This window comes from Rhizobium sp. ARZ01 (genome assembly GCF_014851675.1).
GTDB lineage: Bacteria > Pseudomonadota > Alphaproteobacteria > Rhizobiales > Rhizobiaceae > Mycoplana.
The window spans coordinates 144,129-167,595 of record NZ_JACVAE010000002.1 but is presented as its reverse complement, the minus strand read 5'-3'; the positions used below and the strand labels follow the sequence as shown (position 1 = coordinate 167,595).

Annotated in this window: 24 protein-coding genes and 2 tRNA genes; 11 read left to right on the top strand and 15 right to left on the bottom strand. The window is 61.0% G+C overall.

Translation table 11 applies throughout. The features are described from left to right. The first annotated feature begins 3 nt into the window (after positions 1 to 3). From IB238_RS14965 to IB238_RS14955, 3 genes are all read left to right on the top strand, one after another. Positions 4 to 1,194 carry a pyridoxal phosphate-dependent aminotransferase gene (locus IB238_RS14965; protein WP_192248284.1) on the top strand — a complete coding sequence of 397 codons (1,191 nt, stop codon included), beginning with the start codon at positions 4 to 6 and terminating at the stop codon, positions 1,192 to 1,194. Beyond that, positions 1,191 to 2,795: a 5-guanidino-2-oxopentanoate decarboxylase gene (locus IB238_RS14960; RefSeq protein ID WP_192248281.1), complete on the top strand. Its 1,605-nt coding sequence runs from the start codon at positions 1,191 to 1,193 to the stop codon at positions 2,793 to 2,795. The genes IB238_RS14965 and IB238_RS14960 overlap by 4 nt, the downstream gene beginning before the upstream one ends. 112 nt (positions 2,796 to 2,907) lie before the next feature. Next, positions 2,908 to 3,642, top strand: coding sequence for a DUF1003 domain-containing protein (locus IB238_RS14955; protein WP_192248278.1), 735 nt, complete (start codon positions 2,908 to 2,910; stop codon positions 3,640 to 3,642). 24 nt (positions 3,643 to 3,666) lie between these two features. Here IB238_RS14955 and IB238_RS14950 read toward each other — a convergent pair whose 3' ends face one another. Then, the gene (locus tag IB238_RS14950) at positions 3,667 to 4,560 is read right to left on the bottom strand and encodes a LysR substrate-binding domain-containing protein (RefSeq protein ID WP_192248275.1); all 894 of its coding nucleotides are present in this window, start codon (positions 4,558 to 4,560) and stop codon (positions 3,667 to 3,669) included. 167 nt (positions 4,561 to 4,727) lie between these two features. Here IB238_RS14950 and IB238_RS14945 point away from each other — a divergent pair, with 167 nt between their 5' ends. The 5 genes from IB238_RS14945 (at position 4,728) to IB238_RS14925 (ending at position 9,584) form a co-directional block, all read left to right on the top strand. Next, positions 4,728 to 5,591: a D-amino-acid transaminase gene (locus IB238_RS14945; protein WP_192248273.1), complete on the top strand. Its 864-nt coding sequence runs from the start codon at positions 4,728 to 4,730 to the stop codon at positions 5,589 to 5,591. Between the two features lie 42 nt (positions 5,592 to 5,633). Continuing rightward, positions 5,634 to 6,494, top strand: coding sequence for an ABC transporter substrate-binding protein (locus IB238_RS14940; protein WP_192248270.1), 861 nt, complete (start codon positions 5,634 to 5,636; stop codon positions 6,492 to 6,494). A gap of 20 nt (positions 6,495 to 6,514) precedes the next feature. Further along, complete coding sequence (locus IB238_RS14935; RefSeq protein ID WP_192248267.1) at positions 6,515 to 7,618, top strand: amino acid ABC transporter permease; 1,104 nt, start codon at positions 6,515 to 6,517, stop codon at positions 7,616 to 7,618. A gap of 25 nt (positions 7,619 to 7,643) precedes the next feature. Beyond that, entirely contained in the window at positions 7,644 to 8,387 is a 744-nt protein-coding gene (locus tag IB238_RS14930) for an amino acid ABC transporter ATP-binding protein (protein ID WP_192248265.1), read from the top strand. Positions 8,388 to 8,552: 165 nt separating this feature from the next. Further along, positions 8,553 to 9,584 (top strand): P1 family peptidase, encoded by a 1,032-nt coding sequence (locus tag IB238_RS14925; RefSeq protein ID WP_192248262.1) that lies wholly within the window; start codon positions 8,553 to 8,555, stop codon positions 9,582 to 9,584. Between the two features lie 259 nt (positions 9,585 to 9,843). Here the strand turns inward: IB238_RS14925 and IB238_RS24610 are convergent, their stop codons facing one another. From IB238_RS24610 to IB238_RS14865, 12 genes are all read right to left on the bottom strand, one after another. Further along, positions 9,844 to 10,407, bottom strand: a complete 564-nt coding sequence (locus IB238_RS24610; protein WP_246723676.1) for a hypothetical protein — start codon at positions 10,405 to 10,407, stop codon at positions 9,844 to 9,846. A gap of 806 nt (positions 10,408 to 11,213) precedes the next feature. Beyond that, a complete protein-coding gene (locus IB238_RS24605; protein WP_246723699.1) occupies positions 11,214 to 11,399 on the bottom strand; it encodes a flagellin in 186 nt (61 codons plus the stop codon). A gap of 433 nt (positions 11,400 to 11,832) precedes the next feature. Then, positions 11,833 to 11,908 (bottom strand) — tRNA-Phe (locus IB238_RS14910). Positions 11,909 to 12,086: 178 nt separating this feature from the next. Beyond that, complete coding sequence (gene yacG, locus IB238_RS14905) at positions 12,087 to 12,293, bottom strand: DNA gyrase inhibitor YacG (RefSeq protein WP_192248259.1); 207 nt, start codon at positions 12,291 to 12,293, stop codon at positions 12,087 to 12,089. Between the two features lie 16 nt (positions 12,294 to 12,309). Further along, positions 12,310 to 12,930, bottom strand: coding sequence for a Maf-like protein (locus IB238_RS14900; protein ID WP_192248256.1), 621 nt, complete (start codon positions 12,928 to 12,930; stop codon positions 12,310 to 12,312). Between the two features lie 53 nt (positions 12,931 to 12,983). Next, the gene (gene infA, locus IB238_RS14895) at positions 12,984 to 13,202 is read right to left on the bottom strand and encodes a translation initiation factor IF-1 (protein ID WP_004435948.1); all 219 of its coding nucleotides are present in this window, start codon (positions 13,200 to 13,202) and stop codon (positions 12,984 to 12,986) included. Positions 13,203 to 13,343: 141 nt separating this feature from the next. After that, entirely contained in the window at positions 13,344 to 13,820 is a 477-nt protein-coding gene (locus IB238_RS14890) for a low molecular weight phosphatase family protein (RefSeq protein ID WP_246723675.1), read from the bottom strand. 5 nt (positions 13,821 to 13,825) lie between these two features. Continuing rightward, on the bottom strand, positions 13,826 to 14,293 hold the full coding sequence (locus IB238_RS14885; protein ID WP_192249668.1) for a UPF0262 family protein: 468 nt from the start codon (positions 14,291 to 14,293) through the stop codon (positions 13,826 to 13,828). 16 nt (positions 14,294 to 14,309) lie between these two features. Then, positions 14,310 to 15,608, bottom strand: coding sequence for a histidinol dehydrogenase (hisD, locus tag IB238_RS14880; protein ID WP_192248253.1), 1,299 nt, complete (start codon positions 15,606 to 15,608; stop codon positions 14,310 to 14,312). A gap of 114 nt (positions 15,609 to 15,722) precedes the next feature. Further along, positions 15,723 to 16,160, bottom strand: a complete 438-nt coding sequence (locus IB238_RS14875) for a DUF2948 family protein (protein WP_192248250.1) — start codon at positions 16,158 to 16,160, stop codon at positions 15,723 to 15,725. A gap of 223 nt (positions 16,161 to 16,383) precedes the next feature. Beyond that, positions 16,384 to 17,676: a UDP-N-acetylglucosamine 1-carboxyvinyltransferase gene (murA, locus tag IB238_RS14870; RefSeq protein WP_192248246.1), complete on the bottom strand. Its 1,293-nt coding sequence runs from the start codon at positions 17,674 to 17,676 to the stop codon at positions 16,384 to 16,386. A 247-nt stretch (positions 17,677 to 17,923) separates the two neighbouring features. Next, positions 17,924 to 18,160, bottom strand: a complete 237-nt coding sequence (locus IB238_RS14865; RefSeq protein ID WP_192249784.1) for a hypothetical protein — start codon at positions 18,158 to 18,160, stop codon at positions 17,924 to 17,926. A gap of 155 nt (positions 18,161 to 18,315) precedes the next feature. On the opposite strand from IB238_RS14865, the gene IB238_RS14860 reads away from it, so the two are divergent. The 3 genes from IB238_RS14860 (at position 18,316) to IB238_RS14850 (ending at position 20,290) form a co-directional block, all read left to right on the top strand. After that, positions 18,316 to 18,390 (top strand) — tRNA-Thr (locus tag IB238_RS14860). 189 nt (positions 18,391 to 18,579) lie between these two features. Beyond that, positions 18,580 to 19,692 (top strand): hypothetical protein, encoded by a 1,113-nt coding sequence (locus tag IB238_RS14855; protein WP_192248243.1) that lies wholly within the window; start codon positions 18,580 to 18,582, stop codon positions 19,690 to 19,692. Positions 19,693 to 19,834: 142 nt separating this feature from the next. Then, the gene (locus IB238_RS14850) at positions 19,835 to 20,290 is read left to right on the top strand and encodes a hypothetical protein (RefSeq protein WP_192248240.1); all 456 of its coding nucleotides are present in this window, start codon (positions 19,835 to 19,837) and stop codon (positions 20,288 to 20,290) included. A gap of 86 nt (positions 20,291 to 20,376) precedes the next feature. Here IB238_RS14850 and IB238_RS14845 read toward each other — a convergent pair whose 3' ends face one another. Continuing rightward, positions 20,377 to 21,000: a hypothetical protein gene (locus IB238_RS14845; protein ID WP_192248237.1), complete on the bottom strand. Its 624-nt coding sequence runs from the start codon at positions 20,998 to 21,000 to the stop codon at positions 20,377 to 20,379. A 163-nt stretch (positions 21,001 to 21,163) separates the two neighbouring features. Then, positions 21,164 to 23,452 (bottom strand): methyl-accepting chemotaxis protein, encoded by a 2,289-nt coding sequence (locus tag IB238_RS14840; protein ID WP_246723674.1) that lies wholly within the window; start codon positions 23,450 to 23,452, stop codon positions 21,164 to 21,166. Positions 23,453 to 23,467 lie beyond the last annotated feature (15 nt).

The following is a 23,467-nucleotide window of genomic DNA, read 5'->3' as shown; positions in this document are numbered from 1 at the left end:
ACGATGCGGTATGCATCCATTACGGACAGGCTGGCCAGCCTCGGCTCGGAAAAGTGGGAGATCCACATCGAAGCGCGTCGGCGCAAGAGTAAGGGCGAGCCGATCATCGAGCTGACGATCGGCGAGCCGGATATGCCCCCGCATGAGAGCCTGCTCGCCGAAGCGACGCGCGCGATGCATGCCGGTCGCTACCGTTATTCCAACGGCCGTGGCGAGCCGCCGGTCGTCGAAGCATTGGTTCGCAAGTACAAAAAGCGCCGCGCCGATGTGACGAGCGCCAACGTTCTTTGCTTCCCAGGCACCCAGACGGCCCTCTTCGCCGTCATGCTCGGCCTCGTCGAGAAGGGCGATGCCGTGCTGGTCGGCGATCCGCTCTATGCGACTTACGAAGGCGTGATCCGTGCCACCGGCGCCGATCAGGTAACCGTTCCCTTGCGCGCGGAAAACGGCTTTCACATGCAGGCGGCGGACCTTGAGCGGGCAATCACGCAGGAATGCCGTGTCCTCCTGCTCAACACACCGCACAATCCGACCGGCGCGGTGCTGACCGCCGCCGAGATTGCCGCCATCGGCGAGGTGTGCCGCAAGCACGATCTCTGGATCGTTTGTGACGAGGTCTATGAGGAACTGGTCTTCGCCGGCGGATTTGTCTCTCCCTTCGACAATCCCGACCTTGCCGAGCGCACGATTGTCTGCTCGTCGATTTCGAAGTCTCACGCTGCTCCCGGCTTCCGTAGCGGCTGGGCAATCGGACCGGAAGAGTTCACAAGCCGGCTGCTTTCGGTTTCCGAAACGATGCTCTTCGGCGTGCAGCCCTTCATCGCCGATATGACCGCCTTTGCACTCGACAATCCGATCGACACGTCTGCGCGGATGCGCACGTCCTACAAGGGCCGCGCCGATCGTATCGTTGCGAGCCTGGCCGAGGCGCCGGGGTTGCTGCCGCTGCCGCCCGAGGCCGGCATGTTCATCGTCGTCGATGTCTCCGGAACGGGCATGAATGGTGAAGAGTTTGCCTGGGCGCTGCTGAACGAAGAGCAGGTCGCCGTCATGCCCGGAGCTTCGTTCGGGGAGGGAGCGGCCGACTTTGTCCGCATCAGCCTGACGGTGCCGGAAGGCCAGATTGACGAGGCCTGCCGGCGGATGTCCGCCCTGGCCGCGCGATCGGGCCTTAAGAAGGAGAAGCGGGCATGACGAGGGCCAAGACAGTCGGGGAGGCGATGGTCGATCTCCTCGAGGCGAATGGTGTGGACGTCGTCTTCGGCATTCCGGGGGTGCACACCGTCGAACTCTACCGGGGACTTGCCTCATCGAAGATCCGGCACATCACCCCGCGCCATGAACAGGGCGCAGGCTTCATGGCCGATGGCTACGCCCGCGTCACCGGTAAGCCGGGCGTGGCGCTCGTCATTACCGGACCGGGCCTCACGAACACAATTACGGCGATGGCGCAGGCCCGGCAGGATTCGATCCCGATGCTGGTGATCTCCGGCGTCAACCGGCGCAACTCGCTCGGCCACGGCCGCGGCCTATTGCACGAACTGCCGGACCAGGCGGCGATGATGAAGAGCTTTGCGCTCTATTCGCACACGCTGGTCGATCCCGCGGATTTGCCCGCAGTCATCGCCCAGGCCTTTTCGATCATGGGCTCCGCGCGACCGGGTCCGGTTCATATCGAAATTCCGACGGATGTGATGCCGCTTCTGGCTGGCGACATGGTGCCGAAGGCAACCCGCGCGGCGCGCCCGAGCGCGGATTCGGAAACGCTCAAGGAACTGGCCGCGCTTTGCAACCAGGCAAAACGCATCGTGCTGATGTGCGGCGGCGGTGCTGTCTCGGCGGACAAGGCCGTGACTGCGCTGGCTGAAAAGCTGGACGCACCTGTGGTTCTGACGACGAATGCCCGCGGCATGCTGTCGGGCCACCCGCTGCGGGTCCCGGCGAGCCCAAGTCTCAAGGCGCCCCGGGCGCTGATCGCGGAAGCCGATCTCGTCATCGGTCTCGGCACAGAGATGGGGCAGACAGACTACGACATGTATGCCAACGATGCCTTTCCGGTGCTGAAGAAATTCGTGCGGGTCGACATCGACGCCCAGCAGCTGGCGCGTGAGCCACGGGCGGACCTGCCTGTTCTCTCGACGGTGCAAGCAGCGGTCGACGGCGTCCTGCCGCTACTCTCCGCCCATAGCACCGAGGGCGCGGAGCAGGCCCGCAAAACGCGGGAATCCGCATGGAACGAACTTTCGCCGAAGATCCAGACGGAGATCGGCATCATGGGGATGGTCTACGACGCGCTGCCCGATGCGATCGTCGTCGGCGATTCCACGCAGGCCGTCTATGCCGGCAATCTCTATCTCGACGTCGCAAGGCCGATGTCCTGGTTCAACGCCGCAACGGGGTTCGGTGCACTCGGCTATGGCGCACCGGCGGCGGTGGGCGCTGCTATCGGCGCACCGGACCGCCCGGTCGTGTGCCTCACGGGCGACGGTGGCTTCCAGTTTTCGCTGGCCGAGATCGGCTCGGCCGCTGATGCCGGCGCGAAGGTCATCTTCCTCGTCTGGAACAACGACGGTTATCAGGAAATCGAAAACTACATGGTAGAAACGGGGGTTGAGCCGGAAGGCGTAAGACCCTCGGCGCCGGACTTCCTTGATATCGCGAAGGCGTATGGGGTTCCGGCCGTCCGTCTCACCGACGTCGCAGAGCTGGGCCCGGCACTGGGGGCGGCAACCCGGCGTAATGGCCCGAGCCTGATCGAAATCCACCAGACGCGAACCAAGGGCGCGACCGCCTGAAGCCGTTTCGGGTCGAGCGGCGACGTACAGTTGCCGCTCGCCTCCGCCCGCTGTAGTTTTCCGGCCGGGAAAGGCACTCTGCGCGCTTTCCGATGTGTAGGAGGCGATCCGGATGGGGAAGAACGGAAGTGGCGCCCGCACCAGGACGGAGCCCTGTGCGGTCTGCGGCAAGCTGTTTGCCCCTGGCAGGCTCTACCACGCCTCCGCCATCCGTCCCGGCATTTCCGAGTTGATCGCCAGCGACGTGAAGGACTGGAATGCGGACAGCCGCATCTGCGGTCCCGATCTGTCGCTTTACCGTCGCCGCTATGTGGCCGACCTTCTCGAACAGGAGCGCGGCGAACTGAGCGATCTCGATCGCCAGGTGCTTGAGAGTTTCGAAATGGGCGTCTCCTCCGTCCACGCCAGCGCGGCAAGCACGCTGAGGAAGGACCTGGAAACAGAGACATTCGGACAGCGGGCGGCGGACAAGGTGGCCGCATTTGGCGGTTCCTGGAGCTTCATCATCGCCTTCTGCCTTGTGCTGGTCGGCTGGATGACCATCAACGTGACCGGCTTGCTGGCGGGCGGTTTCGATCCCTATCCCTTCATCCTGCTCAATCTTGTGCTCTCCTGCATCGCCGCCCTGCAGGCGCCGGTCATCATGATGAGCCAGAAGCGCCAGGAGGAGAAGGATCGCCTGCGTGCGGAAAACGACTACATGATCAACCTGCGCGCCGAACTCGAGATCCGTCAGTTGCACGATATGATCGACCACCAGATGGCCCATCAATGGGAGCGGCTGGCGGAATTGCAGCAGATCCAGATCGAACTTCTCGAGGGACGACAGCGGGTGAAACACAGCTGAGTGCAACCGAAGCGCATCGCGCTATTAGGAACGGATCGCCTGCCAGAAGGCTTCTACGATCGGCCGGCCGGCGGCAGCGTGCCGGTAGATGCGGATCTGGGTCTCGAAGTCCCAGGCAGGATCGTTGCTCGCCCGCACCAGGCTGCCTTCCGCGAGTTCCGTGCGTATCAGGCTTTCCGGCAACCAGGCGAGCCCCCAGCCGGCAAGCGCCATCGTCTTCAGGCCGATCGAGATCGTGTTTTCGTGCACGATCCGGGCCTTGAACGCCGGCCGCGCCGCGAGGAGCCTCGACAGTGCTACCCCGAAGAAGGAAAAGTCGCCGTAGCTGAGATAGGGAACCGCTTCTCCGCTCTCGATCGTCAGGTCGAGCATCGGGCCGCCTGCAGTCGGGCGGGAGACCGGAATTACCCGCTCCGTCCCAAGTATGCGGTAGGGAAAGAGTTGTGAATCCAGCAGGAATGGCACGGAGGGATGGGCATAGGTCAGGAAAAAGTCAGCCTCGCCATCCACCAGCGTCCCAATGTTCTCCTCGATCCCTCCCTTGTCGGGGCTGAGACGGGAGCGAATGTTGCCCAACCTTTTGCTCACCTCGCTGAGCCACTCCGGGAAGAACGTTACTGTCAGCGTGTGGAGTGCCGAAAAGGTCAGTGTCTGATCGTTCTTCTGTGGGCGAAGTGCCTCGCGCGTCGCATGGAAGTTCCGAATCGCCTCCTGTGCAACCGGCAGGAACGCCCGGCCTTCGCGCGTGAGTTCGGCAGGAAAGGTTGCACGGCTGACAAGCGTGACACCGAGCCACATCTCAAGTTGCTTGATCCGCCGGCTGAACGCCGACTGCGTCACGTTTCGCACTTCCGCAGCTCTCGAGAAGCTGAGCGTCTGTGCCAGGGTCGTGAAATCCTCAAGCCATTTCAGTTCCATAGGGGGCCGGCCTCTCCTTCGTGGGATGCGCCACTTATCAAAGCACAAAAAATTGTCCTATGCAAAAAATGCATAGAGCTTGAAAAACAAAGCATTGGCCAGGCTGAAGCCTTTTCCCTAGCGTTTGGTCCAGGGACTTTTCATCTCAATTTACCGAGGTTTTCGCCTTGACCAGGACCGTTTATGTGAACGGGCAGTACCTGCCTGAGCACGCTGCACAGATTTCGATTTTCGATCGTGGGTTTCTTTTTGCCGACGGTATTTACGAGGTGAGCGCGGTCATCGACGGCCGTCTCATCGACAATGACCTACATATTGCCCGCCTGGAGCGGTCGCTCAAGGAAATCATGATCCCGCTGCCGGTACCGGTCGCCGAAATCGTGAAGATTCAGGCTGAGCTGATCCGTCGAAACGAGTTGCGCGAAGGCGTCGTCTACCTGCAGGTGACGCGCGGCGCGGCCGATCGCGACTTCGGATTCGCCGACGGTATGCAGCCGACCTTCGTCGCTTTCACCCAGGCCAAGAACCTGCGGGGGGCTGCATCCGTGCAGAACGGTGTCGCGGTGGACGTGCAGGAAGATCAGCGCTGGGCCCGCCGTGACATCAAGACCGTTATGCTGCTTGCTCAGGTGCTGGCGAAGAAGCAGGCCAAGGGTAAGGGCTTTCACGAGACCTGGTTGACGGAAGACGGCTTTGTCACCGAGGGGGCATCCTCGACGGCCTATATCGTCACTGCCGACGGCAAGATCATCGTCCGGCCGAACTCCCATGCCGTCCTGCCCGGCTGCACGCGGCAGGCCATTCTGAAAATTGCGGAAGAACTGGATGCGCCGATCGAGGAGCGCCGGTTCACGGTCGAGGAAGCCTATCAGGCGAAGGAAGCCTTCCTCACCAGCGCATCCAGCCTTGTAACCCCGGTCATAAGAATAGCGGATCGGACGATTGCGGACGGCAAGCCCGGCCCGATCACGCGCCGCCTGCAGACCGTCTATCTCGAGCTTGCCCTGAAGAACTCCGAGCCGCTCCTGTAGACGAAGATCCTCTCAAGCCAACGACTATAAAGGAAGGGAACCATGACCATTTCCAACATCACGAAACGCTTTGCGACCGGTGCTTTGCTTGCCGCTTCGCTGGCCCTCTCTGCCGGTACGGCAATGGCAGCGGAAGGCTACGGCGATTGCCCGCTGACCGGCCAGAAGGGGACGGCTTCGATCACCCCGGCCGTTCCGGGTCAGTTCACCGTCATCATCAACCTGCCGGCCGTGGGTCAGTTCAACGGCGACACGCCGGAGACGATCAAGGACGGCTTCGAGTTCTGCATGGCGGTCAACATCGCCCACCGTCTCGGCCTCGACAAGGTCAAGCTGGTCAACGCCTCGTTTGATTCTATTGTCGCCGGCCAGAACAAGGACTTCGACATTGCGCTCGCGCTGATCTCGGTCACCGAGCCACGCAAGAAGGTCGTCGACTTCTCCATGCCCTATGCTTCCTCGGACTACGGCATCGCCGCGAAGGCCGGCTCGACGCTGAACGAGGAAACGATCAAGACGAGCCACATGGGCACCCAGGCCGGCACGACGATGATCCCGTTCCTGCAGGAAACGCTGAAGGTCGAACAGGTTGACGTGTTCGACGACACGGGTTCGATGTTCACCGCGGCTGTCGCCGGCAAGGTCGACGCTGTCATGACCGACCTCGGCATCGTCCTCGGCCAGGTTGCCAACTCCAACGGCAAGCTCGTCACGCTCGGCAAGTACTCCACCGGTGGCCAGACGGCCGGCATCTATCAGAAGGGCTCGGCCAACAACCCGGTCATCGACAAGGTGATGGAGGAGCTGAAGGCGGACGGTACGCTGAAGCAGCTTGAGAAGGCCTACCTGCTGGAATCCTTCGGCGGTGTCTCGCCGGACGACATCCCAGCCTGGAAGCAGTGAACCGAGAATAGAGAGACCCCATGACCATATCGGCTGTCGAAGCCGGGGGAGAGCGCGCCAGCAACTGGCGCGCTCGCAACCAGGTGAAAACCCATGGCAGACGCGCCCTCGTGTCGCTGATCTGCTCGATCCTCACGCTTCTGGCCGTTGTCTACACGGTCTATTCCATCCGCAACTACGTCCTGATCCAGGGCTGGTCGGCCATGCCGGTCAATCTGGTCTCGATCCTTGCGGTCACCTTTCCTATCCTCGTAGTCGCAGTAGCACTGCGGGCCGTGCAACTGTCGCGGCAATCCGCCGGTTCCTCGGACATCTATCTTGGGCGCGAGCTTGGCGCAAAAGCGTCCGACACCTCGTGGAAGGCGCTCGCTTATTCGGCTGCGCTGCTGATCATCTGCGCGCTCGCCGGGTTTCTCGTCGTAAACGATGCGGCGGTAAGCCGGACCTTCTTCGACGTCGGTCTGATTGCAAAATCCGCCGGCGCCGTGCTGAAGGCCTTCGGCACCAACGTTTTCATCTTCGTCGTTTCCTGCATCCTGATCCTGGTCTGGGCGCTCGTCGTCGCCATTGCCCGCACTCTGCCGGGCGAAGCGGGCCGACCGATCCGCACGCTCGCCATCATCTACGGTGACCTCTTCCGTGGGCTTCCGGCGATCATCACCATCTATCTGATCGGCTTCGGCCTGCCACTGACCGGGCTGCCGATCCTGAAGGATCTGTCGTCGAACGCTTACGCAATCATCGCGCTGACGCTGACCTACGGCGCCTACACGTCCGAGGTCTACCGCGCCGGCATCGAGAGCGTCCACCCGAGCCAGATTGCCGCCGCCCGCTCCCTCGGCCTCTCCTACTTCAAGACGATGCGCTACGTGGTCGTTCCCCAGGCGGTGCGCGGCATTGTTCCGCCGCTGATGAACAACTGCATCAGCCTGCAGAAGGATACGGCACTCGTTGCCATCATCGGCACGATCGACGCCTTCAACCAGTCGAAGATCATCGCCAGCAACTATTTCAACCTCTCCGCCGTCACGACGGTCGCGATCATCTTCATCGTCCTCACCATCCCGCAGGCCCGCTTCGTCGACAAGTTGATTGAACGCGACCGCCGCAAGATGCGCTCGTGAGCCGGCAGGCAAGGAATTCAGAGACATGGCACTCGTCGAAATCGACAAGGCATACAAGCGCTACGGACCGGTCGAAGTTCTGGCCGGCATCTCCCTCGACATCGAGGAACATCAGGTCGTCTGCCTGATCGGCCCCTCCGGCTGCGGCAAGTCCACGCTTCTTCGTTGCATCAATCGATTGGAGTCGATCCAGGAAGGGGAAATTCGCCTGCATGGCGATCGCGTCACCGGCCCAGGCGTCGACCTAGACATGCTGCGGCGCGAGATCGGCATCGTTTTCCAGGGCTACAATCTCTTTCCGCACATGACGGTGATGGAGAATGTCACGCTGGCGCCGCTGAAGGTGCTCGGCATGGACAAGAAGGAGGCGGTCGAGAAGGGGAAAGGGCTGCTTGCCCGCATCGGCCTGGATCACAAGGCAAACGAATATCCGGATCGCCTCTCCGGCGGCCAGCAGCAGCGCGTGGCGATCGTTCGCGCGCTGATGATGGACCCGACCCTGCTGTTGCTCGACGAGATCACCTCGGCACTTGATCCGGAACTCGTTTCCGAAGTGCTGGACATTGTCCGCGATCTCGCCAAGAAGGGCATGACGATGGTGCTGGCCACCCACGAGATGGGCTTTGCCCGCGAGGTGGCCGACAAGGTTTGCTTCCTTCAGGGCGGGGTCGTCTACGAGGAGGGGCCACCGTCGCAGATCTTCGGAGCGCCGCAGGGCGAGCGCACGCAAGCCTTCCTCAAGCGGATCATCGAAGCCGGCCGGCTTTGATCCCACGGGGTTGCGGCCGTTGCCCCGACCGACAAAGTTCTCCGGCCCCCTTGGATCGACCTGGTCCGGGGGGCTATTCATGTGTGCCGCGAGGCATTCAAGCACCAGCCGACTGCGATTGAAGTAACACGACATTCGAGGCTGCAGCACAGAAGGGTAGACGCCATGTCGATGGCAGCACGCAATTTGGGGATCGCCTGCGGCATCCTGCCGACTGGCGAGAAGAACGCCATCACCGACGTGCCGGGCGTGCAGGTGGGGCACCACACGATCCGCGACGGCGACGTGAATACCGGGGTCACCGCCATTCTGCCGCATGGCGGCAACCTTTTCCGCAAGAAAGTCCTGGCCGCCACCGAGGTGATAAACGGCTTTGGTAAGTCCGCAGGCCTCGTGCAGGTCGATGAACTCGGCACGATCGAGACGCCGATCCTGCTCACAAATACGCTTTCGGTCGGAACCTGCGTCACGGCGCTGGTGCGCGAGGCGATTGCGGCCAATCCGGATATCGGCCGCACCACTTCGACAGTCAATGCTGTCGTCGGCGAGTGCAACGATGGCCCGCTAAATGACATTCAGGCGTTGGCCGTGTCCGAGGAGCACGTTCGCCTCGCGCTGGCGAACGCACATGAGGGCGAGGTCTGCGAAGGCAGTGTTGGCGCGGGCACGGGCATGACCTGCTTCGGCTTCAAGGGCGGCATCGGCACATCCTCGCGTCGGATTGCGCTCGATGGCCGGGACTTTCACCTTGGCGTGCTGGTGCTCTCGAACTTCGGTCGCGTTGGCGACCTCGTGCTGCCGGACGGACGCCATCCCGATCCGCGCGTAAAGAATGAAGCGGAGAAGGGCTCGATCATGATCGTGCTTGCCACCGACGTGCCGATGGAGCACCGGCAATTGAAGCGCGTCACGCGCCGCTGCGGCGCCGGTATCGCCCGCCTTGGCGCTTTCTGGGGGCATGGAAGCGGCGATATCGCTGTCGGCTTTACCACCGGCGTCACCGTTGACCATGACGAGCCGAACGACTTTTACTCGATCACTGCCCTGAACGAGGATCGGATCGACATGCTTTTCCGCGCCGCCACCGAGGCGACGCAGGAGGCGATCCTGAACTCGTTGTGTGCGGCCGAAGGCTTTCAGGGGAGAGGCGGCGCCAAGCGGGCATCGCTTGCGGACTGGCTGCGCCAGCAGGGCTGAATCCATCAAAAAAGCCGGCGGGCGAACCCGCCGGAATTTGCTCGGTCTCCAATCCGAGCAGGTGCAGTGACAAGCACCTGCAACAATGACGGATGAGAGGGCCGATTTGTTCCCGGCAGTGCGGCAAACGACAACGTTTTTTTGACAATTGATCGCACCCGACCGGCTCTTAAGGCATGCACCTAGGGCAGCATTAGGTCAGGCAATGCTTGCAAACCGCCACCCGCAGCAGGCGAGCAACCGAAGATGCGTGGAAAAGCTAGGCCAGCGCGCCATCGTCATGAGCGACTACGGCAGCACCTTCTTCACCTGCGGAGGCGTCCCGCCGGTTGCGTTCGTCGGTGCTGGCGCAACCGGAAAAAATGTGCAGCGCGCGCTTGCCGACGTCCATGACGCCAACCAAGAGGCGAAAAAAGTGCAGCGACGATCTTTCCGGCTCCGCCTGGGCACGAGCTGATGCCTGTCGGCCGCGATCCGGAAAAAGGCCAGATGACGCGCTGACACGGCACCGCCGCGCGCCACTTAGCCGGCAGTAACCTCGCTCTTGTGCGCGGCCCAGGTTCTTGGTGTGCCATTCCCGCAACTGCGGGTTCTTGGACTCCTGCCCGACGATAGGGTTCTTCACGACGGCGTCGCTGAAGTGATCCACCACCGCAGCGATGACGAAAACGCCGCCCAGCCGCTCGTACAAACTTTCTTCGGATGCGGTTTGGTTGGCCTGCGCGTTACCGATCCCCGCCATAGCACCCATGGAGGCGACCGCCGCTGTCAGCCCTGCGACAAGGCTTCGTCTTGTGATGGAAGTCAAAACAGTCTGTGTCATGGTCACCTCCTTGCTCACCTGAGGAAGAATAAAACTTCTGTAGTCGTCAGTTCGCCGTGCGCGTGGGGGGATGTGATGATCCGCCTTCGGCCGGCGGAGGCGTACTGCCGATGCCGGGCTCGCGTTTGAGGAGAAGGATACTCGCGACTGAGGCGACTAGGGCCGCCACAACAACAACCAGCATCAAGCGTACTGACATGGTTCCCTTCCTGCACCTGGCCACGACCGAAGTTGCACGTTGGACTAGTGATCCCGATGTAATGTAGGACCGTGCAAACTGCTGTTGCTCCGGAGCCGTATGCATCGGGTGAGGCGCTCATGCATGGACGCCAATAGCTCGGCTGGCTCGTGGGTTCCGGCCAGAAACATCTGCGTCAACTGCTTGGCAAGTTCGTCGGCTACGGCCGACTGATTGGAAATGCACTCACATTCGCACACTTTCTCGAATATTGTCCGCAGTGCAGCCGCCCCTGCCAAAACTGATTAAGTCGGAGCCCATCGCAATTCCGGCGCAGCATGCCGACGGTATGGCGCTGCCGGCATGGCAGGTGGGTTAAAGCCCGCACCCAAGCTCGCTTGCCGTGGGAATGGTAGAGCAGCTTAGGCCTAGAGAGAAAAACGACGTCGAGAGCGGAATGTTCCCGCGATCTCCACCACCCGACCGACTGTCCGGTATTGATGACCATGGCGGTCCGGCGGCAACGGCTCCGGCGAGAATGATCGCTCGAATTGCTCGTCATCGAGGCCCCGCCGCCACGCGGGCATTTCATGCTGTGGGTGGAGGAGAAAAGCGGCATCGCCTGCAGTCAGGCGCAGGCCGCGGCGTAGTGCCACCTATCGGAAGAGCTGCGGAATGTTCTCGGAGTTCGAGTTTGTAATCTGCAACGACTGTAGGCCAGTTGCTCCTGCGTCTGAAGTGCCAATAGCCGTGTCGAGACTTCGTTCATATCTGCGTCAACGAGGCGACCGACACCCTTGTCGATGGTTGCCATCATCGTGGTGGCGAATTCGGTTTGCATTTTCGATTCGCGTTAAGAGCGCGCCGAGAACCGCGGCTCCAGCGGTGACCTTATGGCTCATGGATTCTATGATGTCGATAAAGTGGTCGATGCTCGCTGAAGCTTCTGTGATGTCGATGTCGACGAAATTGACGTCGGGGGGGTTGCCAATGTTGTCCCGCACATTGGTGATGCCTATCGGGATACGTGGCGGAGTCTACATTTAGAGTGATCACCGACCCGCTAGCGGTTACACTCTCAAACCCCTGACCGGCGAGCACATGGTTTAGAACCGCGTGGAACTGCCGAGTGTGACCGAGGAACGTCGAAAATCAAGGGAAATCAGTTGCAACATAAACGCGACATGGATCAGCAAATTTGCCGCTCCACGTTTCGGTCCACCATTTGAATTTCTTTGAGAAATTAATGGTGCCCGGAGGCGGATTTGAACCACCGACACGCGGATTTTCAATCCGCTGCTCTACCAACTGAGCTATCCGGGCATCCTTGCTGGTTTCCATCCAGAAACCGTGGGGCGGTTGGTTTCGCCCCGGAAGCGAGCGGGGTTATAACATCTTGCTCGGCAGTGTCCAGACCCCAGCGGCGAATTTCATTGGAAAAAAAGAACTTTTGGCAAGCTACGGAAATAATTGATCTTTCCGCCGTGAATGCCTGAAGGTTCTATTCATCCTCGCGGGGCTTTGTCTCGTCTTCGCTGGCAGGGATGGCATAGGAGCCCGACAGCCACCGGTTCAGGTCGATGTTGCGGCAGCGGTCGGAGCAGAAGGGATAGTGCTCCCGCACCGAGGCCCGGCCGCATTCGGGGCAGGGGCGGCTCTTGCGCAGTGGCTCGACTTTTGCTGTCGGCTTTTCTTTATGTTCCGGCATTGTCCAGGTCCTGACCCTAGGCCTCGGCCCAGCGCCTGTGGATGTCATAGCCCTCGCCCGAAAGCAACGAAAGCGTCTCCTGTAGCGGCAGGCCGACAACGTTGGTGTAGGAGCCGACCAGCTTGACGACAAAGCTGCCGGCGATCCCCTGGATCGCATAGCCGCCCGCCTTGCCGCGCCATTGACCCGAAGCAAGATAGCTTTCGATATCGAGTCCGGAAAGGCGTTTGAAACGGACCTTCGTGTCGACGATGCGGTGGCGCACCTTTTTGTCCGGTGTGATCAGGCAGATGCCGGTGAAAACACGGTGGCTGCGGCCGGAGAGGAGATGCAGCGCACTGGATGCCTCATCGACCATCTCGGTCTTGGGGAGGATGCGCCGCCCGACCGCGACGACGGTATCAGCGGCGAGGATGTAGCTACCTAGCGCGCCCGGATCGCCCTTGATTGCGGTGAGGGCAGCTTCCGCCTTGCCGGTGCAAAGACGCCGCGCCAGCGAGCGGGGATGCTCCGACTTCTTCGGGGTCTCGTCGATGTCCATCGGCATCAGCCGCATGGGCTCGATGCCCACCTGCGCCAGAAGCTCGACGCGGCGCGGCGAACCGGATGCCAGGATGAGCTTGTCGTCGAAAGCCATAAAACCTCGGAGGGAACCTGACGCTAACACCCGGCGCGCGCCGAGCGGTGAGCTTACTTGAAACGATAGGTGATGCGGCCCTTGGTGAGGTCGTAGGGGGTCATTTCGACGAGGACCTTGTCGCCGGCGAGCACGCGGATGCGGTTCTTGCGCATGCGGCCGGCCGTGTGCGCGATGATCTCGTGCTCGTTCTCGAGCTTGACGCGGAAAGTGGCGTTCGGCAGCAATTCCGTTACGACACCCGGGAATTCAAGGACTTCTTCTTTGGCCATATTGTAGTGGTGATCCTTCGTTGAGTGGGCCGCACGATGCCGCCCCTCGAAATTTTGCCGGAAACTACACAATCGGCGGTCTTTTGTGAACACCAATGATCCGGCTTTCTGCATATGCGATCGCAACATACTCATCTTTGCTTAAGATGATGTGGCCGCGCCCGCACCGAGACGACGTTCGATCAGCGACGCAAGGTGGTTGCGCACCTCCCGATAGGCTGCCAGGATCTGCTCGCGTGTCCCCGTCGCAACCGTGGGATCGGGGGTCGGCCAGTAGACAACCTCTACCGCATTGGAGCGCGTCAGTTCCAGCGCCGCGTGATGGGCCTCCGGCGCAAGCGTCACGATCAAGTCGAAGTAGTCGTCTTCCAGTTCTTCGAGCGAGCGAGGGGCATGTCGCTCGATTGAAAGGCCAATTTCGTCGAGGACTACGTCGACAAAGGGATCGCGTTCGCCTGGGCGGATACCGGCAGAGGCGACGTAGGTGCCCAACGGCAGGACGCTGCGGGCAATTGCCTCGGCCATCGGCGAACGGACTGCGTTCATGCGGCACATGAAAAGGAGCGATCTGGGACTGCGCGCCATGACCTGCCCTTGTCCCGTGCCGCTGACGCTCATCCCGGTTACCCGCGCCAATAGAGTACGCAGACCAGCGTAAAGAGCCGCCGCGCGGTGTCGAAATCCAGCTTGATCTTGCCGGAAAGGCGATCCATCAGCGTCTGCGACCCGTCATTGTGGATGCCGCGCCTACCCATGTCGATCGCCTCGATCTGGCTTGGCGTGGCCGAGCGGATCGCCTGGTAATAGCTCTCGCAGATCAGGAAATAGTCCTTGACGATCCGCCGGAAGGGTGTGAGCGACAGGATGTGGGTTGCGACGGCGCTGCCGTCCTCGGTCGTCACGGCGAAGATCAGCTTCGAATCCATCAGCGAAAGCTGCAGCCGGTATGGACCGCCCGAGTGGCCGACGGGCTCGAAGAAGTTCTCCTCGATCAGGTCGAAGATGGCCACCGCCCGTTCATGCTCGACGTCCGGGGTGGCACGGCCGATCGTCTCGTCCAGCACCACGTCGCAAAGTCGGAATGCAGGCATCTTCGTCATACGCCCTTCATCCTCCTGGATTGAGGCGAATTGCGACGGAACGTGCATGCGCGCCGAGCCCTTCGGCCTCAGCCAGTGTGATGGCTGCTGGCCCAAGCGTGCGAAGCTGGTCAGGGCCAAGGCGCAGGATCGAGGTGCGCTTCATGTAGTCGAGAACCGAAAGACCGGAAGAAAAGCGCGCCGAGCGCGCGGTCGGCAGCACGTGGTTCGATCCGCCGACATAGTCGCCGATGACCTCGGGCGTGTGGCGACCGACGAAGATCGCGCCCGCATTGCGGATCTTCGGCACGAAGGCCTCCGCGTCAGCCGTTGCAATCTCCAGATGCTCGGCGGCGATCCGGTTGGCCAGCGGCACCGCCTTTTCCAGGTCGGGCACGAGGATGATCGCACCGAAGTCCCGCCAGCTCGCCTCGGCGGTCTCGGAGCGCGCGAGCGCCTTGAGCTGGCGCGCAACGGCGGCCTCCACGGCATCGGCGAGTTCTGCGCTGTCGGTGATCAGGATCGATTGCGCGCCGTGATCGTGCTCGGCCTGGGCCAGAAGATCTGCGGCGAGCCAGTCGGGATCGTTTTCGCCGTCGGCAATCACCAGCACCTCGGAGGGGCCGGCGATCATGTCGATGCCGACCGTGCCGAACACCTGGCGCTTGGCGGCGGCAACGAAGGCGTTGCCGGGCCCGGTGATCTTGGCCACCGGCGCTATCGTCGCGGTACCGTAGGCGAGCGCTGCCACGGCCTGGGCGCCGCCGATGCGATAAATCTCATCGACGCCGGCAATGCGGGCGGCCGCCAGCACCACCGGATTGATCGCGCCCTCCTTGGCCGGCACGACCATGACGATGCGCGGCACGCCCGCAACCTTTGCCGGAACCGCGTTCATCAGCACCGAACTCGGATAGCTTGCCGTTCCGCCGGGAACGTAGAGGCCCACCGCATCGATCGCCGTCCAGCGCGAGCCAAGCCCGACGCCGATGTCGTCTTCGTAGATATCGTCCTTCGGCAGCTGGCGTGCGTGGTGCTTTTCGATACGTGCGGCAGCCAGTTCGAGTGCCGCAATGAGTTCGGCAGGCGTTTCACGATAGGCGCTTTCGATCTCGTCCGCGGCTACGCGCATCGCAGTAACGTTGAAGTCGAGCCCGTCGAAGCGCAGCGAATAGGCCGCAAGTGCCTTGTCACCATTTTCACGAACGTCGTCGATGATCGCGCGAACCGTAGCGTTCACGTCCTCCGACACCTCGCGCTTGGTCGTCAGAAAAACGGCGAACCGCGTTTCGAAGTCGCCGTCGCGATAATCAAGCCTGATCGCCAATTCCAAAACTTCCTGTCATTTCCGGGGTCCCGTATTCTGCTCGGCCGTGAGCATCTGCAAGCACCGGGCTCGGCCCGCGCTTGAGTGTTCGACCGGAGCAGGCCATCCAATGCTCTAGCCCGCCGGATGGCGAGGTTTCAAGCTGGTTTCCCACGCGCCGCCCGTATCCGCAAGCTGACTTTCGATGCATTCCACCTCAAGTACGATAGAGGCGTCGCCGGACATCAAAAATTCGACCGTCCCCTCCGGACCATCTGCCGATGGTGCAAAGCGGATCGCCAGCAGCGACAGCACGGCGTCATTGTCCTTCCGGTCGATGCCAATCGATCGCACCGCGCGCACCCGCTTGAAGGCGATCAGTGCGCGGCGGCGCTGAAAGCCCTTGTGTCGCTCTCCCGCCTTTTCCCAGACGAACCGGTTGATGGCGGCGGAAAAAACGCCGTGGCGGGCATCCCAGCTGATGTCACCCGTCTTGAACACGCCGTCCTGCAGATGTGCAGAAAGGACGGCGAGATCGTCCGCATCCAATGCCAGCAACTTCAGACTGTCCATAGCGCTCCTTCCGGGCGACCGCGTCGCATTCCGTTTTGGCGGCCTGCGTCTGCCCTGAGCCTCCGACCGATGCCGTGCCTATACGGCGACGGAGAAGCCGGGCGAAAGGCGAAGGGGCCACCTGTTTCTGCCTGCTCAGGAGATAGGACGGGAGGCCGGCAAGCGCAACCGCCGTCCCGCTGCATGGCGCTTCCGGACGGCGGCTAAAATGATGTGCGCGGTCTCAGTCGCTGACGCGCTCGACGGATGCGCCGCAGCGACGCAGTTTTTCTTCCAGGCGCTCGAAGCCGCGATCGAGGTGGTAGACGCGCGAGACCATCGTCTCGCCCTCGGCGGCAAGGCCGGCGATCACCAGGGAGACAGAGGCGCGCAGGTCCGTTGCCATCACGGGCGCACCGCGTAGGCGTTCCACGCCCTCGATCTTTGCTGTCTGGCCGGAAAGCGAGATCTTTGCACCAAGCCGGGCCAGTTCCTGCACGTGCATGAAGCGGTTTTCGAAGATCGTCTCGGTGATGTGCGAAACGCCCGTGGATTTCGTCATCAAACCCATGAACTGGGCCTGCAGGTCGGTCGGAAAGCCCGGGTAGGGATCGGTGACGATGTCGACCGGCTTGATGCCGCCGCCGTTGCGGACGACGCGGATGCCGCTTTCGGTCGAAGTAATTTCTGCGCCCGTGCGGCGGATAGCCTCCAGTGCCGTCGAAAGCAGTCCTGCCTCAGTGCCTTCCAGCAAAACGTCGCCGCCGGTCATGGCCACGGCCATGGCATAGGTGCCGGTCTCGATGCGGTCGGGCAGCACGCGATGGCGTGCGCCGGAGAGGGCTGCGACCCCCTCGATGGTGATGGTGCTCGTGCCGGCGCCGGTGATCTTCGCGCCCATCGCATTCAGGCATTTGGCAAGATCCTGCACTTCGGGCTCGCGTGCGGCGTTGCCGATCACCGTGGTGCCGCGGGCAAGGGTTGCCGCCATCAGCATCACGTGCGTCGCGCCGACGGACACTTTAGGGAAGGTGTAGTGCGCGCCAATCAGCCCGCCATCCGGCGCGGTCGCGTCGACGTAGCCGCCATCGATCTCGATCTTCGCACCGAGCGCGGCCAGCGCCTCGATGAAGAGGTCGACCGGGCGGGTGCCGATTGCGCATCCGCCCGGCAGCGAGACGCGCGCGTGGCCTTCGCGCGCCAGAAGCGGGCCGATGACCCAGAAGCTCGCCCGCATCCGCGAGACCAGCTCGTAGGGGGCGGTCGTGTCGACGATCTGACGCGAGGTGAAGTGGATGGTGCGCGAATAGCCTTCGCTCTGACGCTCGCGGCGGCCGTTCACGGAAATGTCGGCACCGTGGTTGCCGAGGATGCGGATGAGTTGTTCGACGTCGGCCAGATGCGGCACGTTTTCCAGCGTCAGCGTGTCGTCCGTCAGGAGCGAGGCGATCATCAGCGGGAGTGCTGCATTCTTGGCGCCCGAAATCGGGATCACGCCCTTGAGCTCATTGCCGCCTACAATCCTGATACGATCCATGTGTCCCTACGGGCCCGCGCCCGCCTTTCTCAAACTAACGGCTCTTGGAGGAAGGCGCCTCTTTAGAGCATCGTCACAAAAAAATGAAGTCCACCGCATTCGCGCGGGCTTGGAAGTGTATATGCTGGGCTGATCCTGTCCCCAGGGAAGTTTTGCCGCGGCCAGATTGCGCCTCAGCTCTCGCGATGCCGCACGCAGCGACCTTCTCGATGACATCGCCCGGCGCCAGGAACGGCGCTGTTCAAGCCTAGTTCTCTGATTCGTCCGTTTTTGCGGCAGGCAGGCCTTCCGTCTCGTCGGCGGCACCTTCGCGGCGCGCGCGGGCCTGTTGCTTACGGCGGGCGAGATTGTCGCGTAAAGTCTTTGCGAGCCGCGTCCGGCGCTCTTCGGCGCGTGCCCGCACAGCCTCGCTTTCAGGTGCCCGGGTTTTTTCCTTGCGCTCGCCGCGTGTGCCGTCGCCGTCCGTATGGTCTTTGCTTTGCATATGCCATCGATAGCGCGAATTCGGCCCCCACAAAAGCGCAACGACGTTTTCCAGATTTTGTTGTCCCCATGATGCGTTTGCGGCTTGCATAGGGGGTGAGACTGTGGCAATAGGCGCCTCGCTTGATGCGAACGCAGCCAGACTGCTTCGCGGATGCTGCTATAGCTCAGGGGTAGAGCACTCCCTTGGTAAGGGAGAGGCCGAGAGTTCAAATCTCTCTAGCAGCACCATTTTTCTACTTGAATTACAAATATTTGTCTGTTGTCTGGGCTTGCAGCACTTGCTGATTCACAGGGGCGGCCCACGTTTTTCACAGTGAATCCATTTTTCCCCTTTCTTCAAAGCATGATTAACATCTAATTCATCTAGAATTTCTACTCTTGGTGGAGTGCGCCAAGGAAGAGAGTTGTAACAGAGAGATGGAAGACGATGTCGAGCTTGTAGACCGTATTTATGAAGCAGCGGTCATTCCGGAGCTTTGGTCTTCTGTCATTGAGCGCATAGCAGAAGTCACAGGTTCCTTTGGCGGGTCGATTTATACGTCTGGAGCAGGGTTCTCCGCGATCGCGGCGAGTGAAAACTGTAAAATCCACCTGGAAGATATGATTTCACAGGGGTGGGCGGAGAAAAATATCCGCGCACAGAGGCTTATTTCGCAGAAGTGCAACTATTTTACCAGTGATTCTGAATGGTGTGATGAAGAGGAGTTTATCAATCATCCTATCTACACTGAGTTCCTGCGGCCGCGTGGCCTTGGCTGGACCGCGGCAACCTACATTGTAGGGGCGAGCGGCGACTTTGCGATCTTTTCTATCGACCAGCTTCATGAGCGCGGTCCAATCTCGACTTCGGTCATCGCCTATCTGAACGGACTGCGACCGCACATCGCCCGCGCCTCCGCTTTGGCAACACGGGTCCGCCAAGAGCAGGAATCGAATACCCTTTCGCATCTGGAAGCCCTTGGCATTCCCGCGCTTCTCGTTTCGTACGATGGGAGAGTCCAGCGGATTAATTCCCTGTTTGAAGCCATTAGCCATGAAATACTCATCGGCGCACAAGACAGATTGGCACTGAGAGATGCTCGGGCACATGGTCTCCTGAAGGAAGCTCTCCGCAGATCGAACCGGGACATGGTCGTTCAGTCAGTTCCCGTACTTGCAAGAGACGGAACCGTTCCCGTGGTGCTACATGTGGTGCCACTGCGACGCCAGGCTCGGGATTTGTTTGCCAGGACCGAGTTTATCGTCACTGTCGCCTCGCTGAGCACGGCTAAAGGTGACCTGTCCGAACTGCTTTCGACGCTTTACGATCTGACCGCTTCCGAAACACGGGTCGCCAAGAATTTGTGCCTGGGCGAATCCATACGGAGTATCTCAGAAAGATATGACGTGAGTGTCGAAACCGTAAGAACGCAGGTGAAGAGAGTGCTTTCCAAGACGGGGATGAGTAGGCAATCAGAGCTGATCTCCCGTTTTTCAACCCTCAAGTTACTTGATGAAGAAGATGGGGGCACTGCCAAAACTATCGCATGAGCAGCGCACCCTCTTTTGTCCGCCCCCTCGATGAACCCACTCAGATTGGAAAAGCCCTTCGATATTCTGCTTCTGCTCGTCGAAGAAGCATAGCAGCAGCAGCGCCGATTAGCCGTCGGCAATTCAGGCGTCCAGTCGAGGAATGAAGTTCGCGATCCGAAATGAGCGCGCGCTGGCACAAAACCTATCTCGTCTCAGTACGGTTCCAATCTCTGAGATAGTCGTTTCGACTTACGTTGTTTCACTCTGGCTTGACTCCTGCGTGCAGGCTGTCAGCTTGTTCTGGAGAACACAAAGTGTTGCCAAAAACGGGGACGACATGATGAAGCCGGCCGATCGCATTCGCCCATTGGAGGGTATCGCACTTGCAGCCATCCTGCATCAATTGGCATCTGTGAATGTGGTTGCGAGCAATCTGAAGTTCGACCTCGATCCTCTTTCCGAAGAAGATATTGCCGCTGGCGCGGTTCCGCTCACACCGGAGCAGTTTCAGGAAGAGCTTGGAAGGATAAGCACGATCGTCACCATGATTGCGATCGAGCATTTGAAAGTGGAACCGTCAGAATGGTACGCCGCAAACGACGCGATCGTGCGATAGATTGACAGTGCCACTCGCCCTTCTGATCTCGAACCATCCCGACATGCGGTGACACAGCCGCATAGTCCTGACCCTGGACCTTTTGGCTAGTTCGCGGCGAAACAATAAAACAGCCCGTCCCCGCCAGTGCCTTTGAACGCCTCGACCGTGCAGCCGCCACGCGTTGGATGCGAAGCGTTCCAGGATTTGGCCTCGGCAGACTCGTTCAAGCCCGTGCGGTCACTATGGCCGACAATCGCAACACCGTCCGCCCCGCCCATCGTCCAGTTGCCACACGTTTCCGCCGCAGCGGTTCCATCCGCTTTCGAGCCTGTCAGGATATCATGACGGTTTGGCGTGTCACCCCTACCGTTGATGACTTCGCCCTTCTCATTGAGTGCCGTCTGTTTCGTCAGGTTGTTCGTCGCGCCATGCAGGGATGCAACATCGTCAGCAATCTTCTCGCCCTTGGCGTTGTACCAGGGGCCACTGCCGATCCGGTCCTTGGCATTCTCCGTATCCGTGGAGAGGTAGGCCTTCCATGTCTTGCCCGTTGACCCGGCAGCCTTCGCCAGAGAGTCACAATAGGCGTCCGCCCCTTGCAGGCCGCCGAGGTCGCCACCCTTTCCGGGGTTAACACTCGTGACGAAGAAACTCATGCTGGTGTCTTGGGCATAGACTGCTCCAGAACAAGCCAAGGCGACTGCGATGACTGCAAACCGGCGTTTCATTGGCCTCTCTCCCAGCGATATGGTCACGGAAGCCTATCGGGAGTTGCCGCTGGAGTAAAATCGAAATGATGTGATGAACGGCATACGCACCACATCGCGGCAACGGTGTCATGGCCAGCGGCCCGCGAAAGGGCCGCTTGCAAGATCCTCAATGTGGAATGTTTCAGAACCGGTCCCAGCTCTCCTGGAGTTGCGCAAGTGCGGCATTGCCATGGCTGGCATAGGCGGCTCTTGTCTGCTGCGCTGGCGCAGTCCGAGTCAGGGACCGAGTGGAGCCCGCCCCAAGACGTGCATTCGTTTCACGCAAACCGGCCGACTGCTCGTCGATACGGAAATTTGCCAGAAGGGCGGAGAGATTCTCACTCTCCTTGGCCAGCGACATGCCTGCCGCGCTCATTTCCTGGACCATCGCAGCGTTCTGCTGTGTCGACTGATCCATCTGGTTGACGGCGGTGTTGACCTGAGCAAGGCCTGCGGATTGCTCCTGAGCCGCCAAGGCGATTCCGTCCATATGCGCATTGACCGTCTGGACGAGTTGCGCGATCGCATCAAGCCCGTCGCCGGTGTCACTGACCAAGCGCACGCCTTCGCTGACCGCTATCGCTGAATTGCCGATCAGACTCTTGATTTCCTTTGCCGCGTTCGCAGAGCGTTGGGCCAGTTCACGCACCTCCTGCGCAACGACCGCGAAGCCCTTGCCCGCTTCACCGGCGCGTGCGGCTTCCACACCGGCATTCAGTGCCAGAAGATTGGTCTGGAAGGCGATTTCGTCGATCACCCCGATTATCTGGCTGATCTGGTTGGACGAAGCTTCGATCTTTTCCATGGCAACGATGGCGTGGCGCACGATATCGCTTGATCGGTCGGCTTTTGTCCGGGCATCACGGACGACGTCGCGCGCCTCCGCAGCCCGCCTGGAGGTTGCCGTGACATTGGCCGTTATCTGCTCGAGCGCGGCCGCGGTCTCTTCCAGCGATGCCGCTTGCTGTTCGGTCCGGTAGGAAAGATCGTCAGCGGCGGTGGAGGCTTCCCGCGAGCCGTCCGTTACCGCTGATACGGAGTTTCCGACGCTCTGCAGCGCTTCCCGCAATTGCTTAACAGCGCTGTTGAAATCCTGCCGCAAAGATTCGAATTGCGATGCCAAAGGCTCGTGCAGTTCGCAAAGCACGTCGCCGGCCGCTAGACGCTTCATGCTGGCTGCGAACGTGCTCGTTGCCTGCATCAGGCGCGCCTCGGCCTCTGCGTCGGCGACCCGCTGCATTTCTGCCCTCTCGCTTTCGGCGCGCGCACGCGCTTGCGCCTCGGCTGCTTCCAGTTCATGGTTGCGGATCGCAGCTTGCCGGAACACCTCGACAGCGTGCTCCATGTCGCCGACCTCGTCCCGGCGGCCGGAAACAGCAGCGGCGGAATCGATCTCGCCGCCCGCAAGCCTGCCCATTGCCTGAACCAGCCTGCCGATGGGGCGAACGATACTCATGGCAATCACGCTGGAGAAGGCGACCATTATGCCGCCGCCGACAATGCCGAGGCCCGCAATGAAGATCAGGGACCGAAGTGCGCTGTCCGCGTTGCGGTTTGCAAGGAGGCTAATTTCCGACAGGCTTTCATTCTCAATCTGCTTCAGTACGTCGATACGCTTCGTTGTCACTGCAAACCACGCACTGCTGTCGATGCCGTCCAGTTCGGCATTTTCGCCATTGGCGATGATGCGAGAGCGCATTGCCGCGACGTCTTTCGACACGGGCTCCAGCATCGTCTGGTATTGAACGCGCTTCCCTTCGTCCGCCGCGGAAAAAAATGCGTCGATCAAGGCGTCCTGACGGCCCCGCATGGATGAAAACTCGCCAAAGCGCACCGGATCGACGCGGCGGGCTGTGATGAAGTTGTTACCCAATGCACGCTCCTGGCCGGCGAACTCCTTCGCCTGCATCAGTTGGACATAGCCGCTCATGTTTCGCGACAGCTCGCCATCCGATCCGACATGCGTCGAGGTTTTGGTCAGCCCAATGGCGGCTACAATCGTTCCGTTAAAGGCCCGTATGGCGTCAGTGCCGCTCGCTGCGAGCGTGTCGATGGAGCGGCGCAAGTTCGGGAGTGCGGACAGCAGGTCATTGACCTCTTGCCGGGGGGGCGACTTTTCCTGATCAGCGGCGGTAGTTCCAAACGATGTAGCCGCGGCATCGGTTGCTATGCGAGCGTTCTTGAGCTCCGAAACATTCTTCTCGCCCTTGGAGCCGATGAAGCCGGCGGTTAATCCGCGCTCCACCTGCAGGGCATGCACGAGGTCGCTCAACTGGGTCAGTTGTTCGCTGACCATCACGATCTGGTGCATGTCACGATAGTCGTGCCATTTGTCGGAAATCTGAAGAGAGGCAAGATAACCCGCGGTTAACAGCGGCAGCATGACGGCCGCCCACAGCCGTTTGCTGATTGAAACATCGACCAGTCTCATGGAACACTCCGGAAC

Coding starts and splice junctions, on each gene's coding strand:
- yacG (WP_192248259.1), bottom strand. CDS start 12,293: ATGCCGGAACATAAAGAAAAGCCGACAGCAAAAGTCGAGCCACTGCGC.
- IB238_RS14850 (WP_192248240.1), top strand. CDS start 19,835: ATGAAGTTCGCGATCCGAAATGAGCGCGCGCTGGCACAAAACCTATCT.
- IB238_RS14840 (WP_246723674.1), bottom strand. CDS start 23,452: ATGAGACTGGTCGATGTTTCAATCAGCAAACGGCTGTGGGCGGCCGTC.
- IB238_RS24605 (WP_246723699.1), bottom strand. CDS start 11,399: ATGGCAACCATCGACAAGGGTGTCGGTCGCCTCGTTGACGCAGATATG.
- IB238_RS14960 (WP_192248281.1), top strand. CDS start 1,191: ATGACGAGGGCCAAGACAGTCGGGGAGGCGATGGTCGATCTCCTCGAG.
- IB238_RS14900 (WP_192248256.1), bottom strand. CDS start 12,930: ATGGCTTTCGACGACAAGCTCATCCTGGCATCCGGTTCGCCGCGCCGC.
- IB238_RS14955 (WP_192248278.1), top strand. CDS start 2,908: ATGGGGAAGAACGGAAGTGGCGCCCGCACCAGGACGGAGCCCTGTGCG.
- IB238_RS14935 (WP_192248267.1), top strand. CDS start 6,515: ATGACCATATCGGCTGTCGAAGCCGGGGGAGAGCGCGCCAGCAACTGG.
- IB238_RS14890 (WP_246723675.1), bottom strand. CDS start 13,820: ATGAGCGTCAGCGGCACGGGACAAGGGCAGGTCATGGCGCGCAGTCCC.
- murA (WP_192248246.1), bottom strand. CDS start 17,676: ATGGATCGTATCAGGATTGTAGGCGGCAATGAGCTCAAGGGCGTGATC.
- IB238_RS14925 (WP_192248262.1), top strand. CDS start 8,553: ATGTCGATGGCAGCACGCAATTTGGGGATCGCCTGCGGCATCCTGCCG.
- IB238_RS14855 (WP_192248243.1), top strand. CDS start 18,580: ATGGAAGACGATGTCGAGCTTGTAGACCGTATTTATGAAGCAGCGGTC.
- IB238_RS14845 (WP_192248237.1), bottom strand. CDS start 21,000: ATGAAACGCCGGTTTGCAGTCATCGCAGTCGCCTTGGCTTGTTCTGGA.
- IB238_RS14930 (WP_192248265.1), top strand. CDS start 7,644: ATGGCACTCGTCGAAATCGACAAGGCATACAAGCGCTACGGACCGGTC.
- infA (WP_004435948.1), bottom strand. CDS start 13,202: ATGGCCAAAGAAGAAGTCCTTGAATTCCCGGGTGTCGTAACGGAATTG.
- IB238_RS24610 (WP_246723676.1), bottom strand. CDS start 10,407: ATGACACAGACTGTTTTGACTTCCATCACAAGACGAAGCCTTGTCGCA.
- IB238_RS14940 (WP_192248270.1), top strand. CDS start 5,634: ATGACCATTTCCAACATCACGAAACGCTTTGCGACCGGTGCTTTGCTT.
- IB238_RS14965 (WP_192248284.1), top strand. CDS start 4: ATGCGGTATGCATCCATTACGGACAGGCTGGCCAGCCTCGGCTCGGAA.
- IB238_RS14950 (WP_192248275.1), bottom strand. CDS start 4,560: ATGGAACTGAAATGGCTTGAGGATTTCACGACCCTGGCACAGACGCTC.
- IB238_RS14875 (WP_192248250.1), bottom strand. CDS start 16,160: ATGGACAGTCTGAAGTTGCTGGCATTGGATGCGGACGATCTCGCCGTC.
- IB238_RS14865 (WP_192249784.1), bottom strand. CDS start 18,160: ATGCAAAGCAAAGACCATACGGACGGCGACGGCACACGCGGCGAGCGC.
- IB238_RS14885 (WP_192249668.1), bottom strand. CDS start 14,293: ATGCCTGCATTCCGACTTTGCGACGTGGTGCTGGACGAGACGATCGGC.